Source organism: Kitasatospora sp. NPDC059817, from assembly GCF_042731835.1.
GTDB lineage: Bacteria > Actinomycetota > Actinomycetes > Streptomycetales > Streptomycetaceae > Kitasatospora.
Map to the genome: position 1 here is coordinate 1,002 of NZ_JBHWIR010000022.1, position 3,838 is coordinate 4,839.

The 3,838-nt window shown below is 70.2% G+C and carries 4 protein-coding genes; all 4 read left to right on the plus strand.

The genetic code is table 11. The features are described from left to right. The first annotated feature begins 321 nt into the window (after nt 1-321). The 4 genes from ACFV61_RS07610 (at nt 322) to ACFV61_RS07625 (ending at nt 3,762) form a co-directional block, all read left to right on the plus strand. Nucleotides 322-780 (plus strand): peroxiredoxin, encoded by a 459-nt coding sequence (locus ACFV61_RS07610; protein WP_063351080.1) that lies wholly within the window; start codon nt 322-324, stop codon nt 778-780. A 208-nt stretch (nt 781-988) separates the two neighbouring features. After that, nucleotides 989-1,564 carry a TerD family protein gene (locus tag ACFV61_RS07615; protein ID WP_063347440.1) on the plus strand — a complete coding sequence of 192 codons (576 nt, stop codon included), beginning with the start codon at nt 989-991 and terminating at the stop codon, nt 1,562-1,564. A 366-nt stretch (nt 1,565-1,930) separates the two neighbouring features. Beyond that, nucleotides 1,931-2,509 (plus strand): TerD family protein, encoded by a 579-nt coding sequence (locus tag ACFV61_RS07620; RefSeq protein WP_063347439.1) that lies wholly within the window; start codon nt 1,931-1,933, stop codon nt 2,507-2,509. Nucleotides 2,510-2,658: 149 nt separating this feature from the next. After that, nucleotides 2,659-3,762 (plus strand): DUF475 domain-containing protein, encoded by a 1,104-nt coding sequence (locus ACFV61_RS07625; protein WP_380431064.1) that lies wholly within the window; start codon nt 2,659-2,661, stop codon nt 3,760-3,762. The last annotated feature ends 76 nt before the right edge of the window (nt 3,763-3,838 follow it).

Consider the following 3,838-nt stretch of genomic DNA (forward strand, 5'->3'; position numbering starts at 1 on the left):
ACCCCGCCCCGGGCGGGCGCAACGGCGCGCGGGGGCTCGGCCCCCCCCCCCCGCGCCCCGCTGGTGGACCCCCCCCGGGGGCCCCGATCGTTTTCCGGGGTCCGGAACCGGGGGCGGCGCCCGCCCGTGTCATCACGGAGCGTGTTCACCTGGGGTCGCGTCGGCCTCGGAGCCGGCCCGGAAACGCGTTCGCCCAGGGCGAAAGCGGTGAAGCGTGCGGGTGCCGCCCTCATCCATTCGGCGGAACGTGCCCGAACGGATGCGAGGATGGCGCTGGCCGCGCCGCCCGCGCGGCACGGGCGCGTCAGAAAGGTCACGTTCATGGCCATCGAGGTCGGCACCGAGGCTCCGGACTTCGAGCTCAACAACCAGCACGGCGAAGCGGTCCGCCTCTCCGACTTCCGGGGCGAGCGGAACGTCGTCCTGGTCTTCTACCCGTTCTCCTTCACCGGCGTCTGCACCGGCGAGCTCGGCGCCATCCAGCGGGAGCTGGCGCAGCTGCAGAACGACCGGGTCCAGGTGCTCGGCGTCTCCTGCGACTCGCAGTTCACCCAGCGCGTCTTCGCCGACCGCGAGGGCCTGGAGTTCCCGCTGCTGGCCGACTTCTGGCCGCACGGCGAGGTCGCCCGCGCCTACGGCGTCCTCGACGAGCGGAAGGGCTGCCCCGTGCGCGGCACCTTCGTGATCGACACGGCGGGCACGGTGCGCTGGAGCGTCGTCAACGACCTCCCGGACGCCCGGGACGAGCAGGAGTACCTGAAGGCCCTCGGCGCCCTCTGAGGCCCCGCGTGGAGGCCCGTGGCGGTGGCCGCGGGCCCGGCCCCGCGAACTTCGAACAGCCGCGCCGGGCCCGTTCGCACGTCCGGACGGGAACCGCGCACTACGCTCGGTCCGTTGGTCGGGTGGGGCACGTGAGCCGCTCGCCGGCCGGCGCCTCGAACCGCACCACGGGGGCACCAGGGCGTGCCTCCCGATTCTTGGAGGACAAGTGGGTGTCAGCCTGAGCAAGGGCGGCAATGTCTCGCTCACCAAGGAGGCCCCGGGGCTTTCGGCCGTGGTCGTCGGCCTGGGCTGGGACGTCCGGACCACCACCGGGACGGACTTCGACCTGGACGCCAGCGCGCTGCTCTGCAACGAGCAGGGCAAGGTCGCCTCGGACGGGAACTTCGTCTTCTTCAACAACCTGAAGAGCGCGGACGGCTCCGTCGAGCACACCGGTGACAACCGCACCGGCGAGGGCGAGGGCGACGACGAGGCGATCAAGGTCAACCTGGCCGGCGTCCCGGCGGACGTGCAGAAGATCGTCTTCCCGGTCTCGATCTACGACGCCGAGAGCCGCGGACAGAACTTCGGCCAGGTGCGCAACGCGTTCATCCGCGTGGTGAACCAGGCCGACAACGCGGAGCTGGCCCGCTACGACCTCTCCGAGGACGCCTCCACCGAGACCGCGATGGTCTTCGGCGAGCTGTACCGCAACGGCGCCGAGTGGAAGTTCCGGGCCATCGGCCAGGGCTACGCCTCCGGCCTGCGCGGCATCGCCCAGGACTTCGGCGTCAACGTCTGACCGGACGACACCAGGCGACACCGGACGGCGCCGGACGACACCGGGCGACACGACACGACACGGCGCCGGACGGCGGCCGGTCGCCCGGCGCGGGAGCCTTGTACGGGGCGGCCCCGGACCGGGGGGTGTGAGGGGGCGCCCCCGGCTCGGGGGGGGACGGTGGGGGGGGGGGGGGGGGGGGGCCCCGCGGGGGCCCCCCCCCCCCCCCGCCCCGCCCCCCCCCCCCGCCCCGGCTTCGTGCCGGCTCCGTGCGCTGCGAGGATGTGAGTTCAGGAAGTTCAGCCGGCCAAACGGGGCCGGCCCGGGCCGTGGGGGACTACACCTTGTAGGCGCGCCCCGGGAGAAGGCAAGGGAGGAAGAACAGTCATGGTGGTCACGCTCGCCAAGGGCGGGAACGTCTCGCTCACCAAGGCCGCGCCGAACCTGACGCAGGTCCAGATCGGCCTCGGCTGGTCCGCCCGTTCGACCACGGGCGCACCGTTCGACCTCGATGCGAGCGCCCTGATCTGTGGTGGCGGCCGGGTGCTCGGTGACGAGTACTTCGTCTTCTACAACAACCTCAAGAGCCCCGAGGGCTCGGTCGAGCACACCGGTGACAACCTCACCGGCGGCGAGGACGACGGCGACGACGAGGTGGTCCTGGTCAACCTGGACCTGGTGCCGGCGCAGGCGGACAAGGTGGTCTTCGCGGTGTCGATCTACGACGCCGAGGCGCGGCTGCAGAACTTCGGGCAGGTCCGCAACGCCTACATCCGGGTCGCCAACTCCCTCGACGGCCAGGAGATCGCCCGTTACGACCTGTCCGAGGACGCGTCCAGCGAGACCGCGATGATCTTCGGCGAGCTGTACCGCTACGCGGGCGAGTGGAAGTTCCGCGCGGTGGGCCAGGGCTACGCCTCCGGCCTGCGCGGCATCGCCCTCGACTTCGGCGTAAACGTACAGTAAGGGCGAAAATCAGAACAATCGCACCCAACCTACGATCATGAGAACAGAAGGCAGTGCGGGGGTGACCTGACCGGGCCCGGCCCGGTCAGGGCGTCTCGGGACGAGGCCGCCCCCGGCACGGCCCGAAACCCGAAAGGTAACCAAGTCCCGTGTTCCTCCGCACTTTCGGCTGGTCGTTCGCGATCACCGTCCTAGGCCTGATCGCGGCCGGACTGCTCTGGGGGGCCCAAGGATTCGGCATCGTGCTGATCCTCTCCATCCTGGAGATCTCCCTGTCGTTCGACAACGCGGTGGTCAATGCCACGGTGTTGAAGCGGATGAACCCGTACTGGCAGAAGATCTTCCTGACCGTCGGCGTGCTCATCGCCGTCTTCGGCATGCGGCTGGTCTTCCCGCTGCTGGTGGTCGGCCTCACCGCGAAGCTCAACCCCGCGACGGTCATCGACCTCGCGCTGCACTCCAACGCGACGCACGACGGCCTGACCTACGGCCAGTACCTGGAGGCGGCCAACCCCGCCATCGCGGCCTTCGGCGGCGTCTTCCTGCTCATGATCTTCCTCGACTTCGTGTTCGACGACGAGAAGGAGCACAACTGGCTGGGCTGGATCGAGCGCCCGCTGGAGAAGGTCGGCAAGCTGGACGCCTTCTCCAGCGTCGTCGCACTGGTCGTGCTGGTGCTGGCCTCCAACTTCTTCGCCGGGGAGCACGCTGAAACCGTTCTGCTCGCCGGTGTCCTCGGCCTGATCACCTACCTCGTGGTCGGCGGCCTCTCCTCGATCTTCGAATCGGGTCTGGAGGAGGACGCCGAGCGCGAGGAAGCGGCCGAGAAGTCCGGCAAGTCGATCCTCCAGGTCGGCGGCAAGGCCGCGTTCTTCCTCTTCCTCTACCTGGAGGTCCTGGACGCCTCGTTCTCCTTCGACGGCGTGGTCGGCGCGTTCGCCATCTCCAGCGACATCTTCCAGATCACCCTGGGCCTGGGCATCGGCGCGATGTACATCCGCTCGCTGACCGTCTTCCTGGTCCGCAAGGGCACCCTGGACGACTACGTCTACCTGGAGCACGGCGCGCACTACGCGATCGGCGCGCTCTCGGTGATCCTGCTGGTCGGGATCAAGTACCACATCCCGGAGATCGTCACCGGCCTGATCGGCGTCGCCTTCATCGGGCTGGCGCTCGGCTCGTCGATCCTGCGCAACCGGCGCGAGGGCGCGCAGGACGAACCGGAACTGGTGGGTACGAGTACCGGCGAGTAGCCCGCCGGGTACGGGCAAAAGGCCCCCCCCCGCGAACAGGGGGGGGGGGGTTGGGGGGGGGGGGGGGCCCGCCCCC